This is a genomic window from Nocardia sp. NPDC060220 (genome assembly GCF_042727815.1).
Classification (GTDB): Bacteria; Actinomycetota; Actinomycetes; order Mycobacteriales; family Mycobacteriaceae; genus Nocardia.
Genome location: NZ_JBHWZY010001342.1, coordinates 1 through 1,176 on the forward strand (window position 1 = coordinate 1; position 1,176 = coordinate 1,176).

2 protein-coding genes are annotated in these 1,176 nt (G+C 70.4%); both read left to right on the plus strand.

The annotated features are described in order from the left end of the window. The coding region (locus tag ACFWF3_RS36620) for an acetyl-CoA hydrolase/transferase C-terminal domain-containing protein (RefSeq protein WP_379318806.1) at positions 1–428 on the plus strand (428 nt) is incomplete at its 5' end. After that, a partial coding sequence (locus ACFWF3_RS36625) for an enoyl-CoA hydratase/isomerase family protein (RefSeq protein WP_379318808.1) occupies positions 428–1,176 on the plus strand: 749 nt, incomplete at its 3' end. The genes ACFWF3_RS36620 and ACFWF3_RS36625, both read left to right, overlap by 1 nt.

Consider the following 1,176-nt stretch of genomic DNA (forward strand, 5'->3'; position numbering starts at 1 on the left):
CCACCTCCTACACTCACGACGCGGGCGTGCTGTCGACCCTGGACAATCTGGTGTCGCTCAATTCCGCGCTCGAGGTCGATCTGACCGGCCAGGTGAACGCCGAACAGAGCGGTTCGGCCTATCTGGGCGGGACCGGCGGTCAAGTCGACTTCGTTCGTGGCGGCCTGCGCTCACCGGGCGGGCACGCGGTGATCGCGCTACCCGCCACGGCGAAAGGCGGCACCCTCAGCCGGATCACCGCAAGTCTGTCCGGGCCGGTGACGACCGCGCGCAGCGATGTGGATGTGATCGTCACCGAGTTCGGCGCCGCCGAACTCGCGGGCGCATCGGTCGCCGAGCGCACGCGCCGACTGATCGCCATCGCCCATCCCGACTTCCGGGCCGAGCTCGACCGAGCCGCCCACCTGATCCAGCAGCGAGGTTTCTGATGAACGACGCCGTGCTCTTCGACGCCAGGGCCGACGGCATCGCCGTGATCACCCTGAACCGGCCGGAAACCCGCAACTGTCTGGCTGCCGATGTGCGCGCGGGTCTGTACGCCGCGTGGGATCGGTTCGAGCACGATCCCGCGCTGCGCGTGGCCGTGCTCACGGGTGCGGGTGACAAGGCGTTCTGTGCGGGCGGCGATCTCAAGGAGATGGTGGACACCGGGATGCGGGTGCCCCCGCCGGAGATGTTCCCGCTGCCCTACGACACCATCGAGCTGTCCAAGCCCACGATCGCCGCGGTCAACGGCGCCGCGTTCGCCGGCGGGTGGATGATCGCGCAGGCTTGCGACCTGTGTGTGGCGAGCACGGCGGCGACGTTCGCGATCACCGAGGTGAAGGTGGGGCGCAGCTCGCCGTGGGCGGCGCCGCTGATTCATATGATCCCGCAACGGATCATGATGGAGCTGCTGCTCACCGGCGCGCCGATCACCGCGCGCCGGGCCTACGAGGTGGGGTTGGTCAATCGCCTCGCCGAGCCGGGCGCGGTCCTGACGGCGGCGCTGGAACTGGCTGCCGAGATCCTGCGCGGCGCACCGCTGTCGGTGCGGGCGGCGCGGGATACGGTGATGCTCGCCACCGAGATGGGCCGTTCCGACGCGCTGGGGGCCGCCAGGGGGGCCGCCGTCGAGTGCTACGACAGTGCCGACGCGCAGGAGGGGCCGCGCGCGTTCGCGGAGAAGCGAACCCC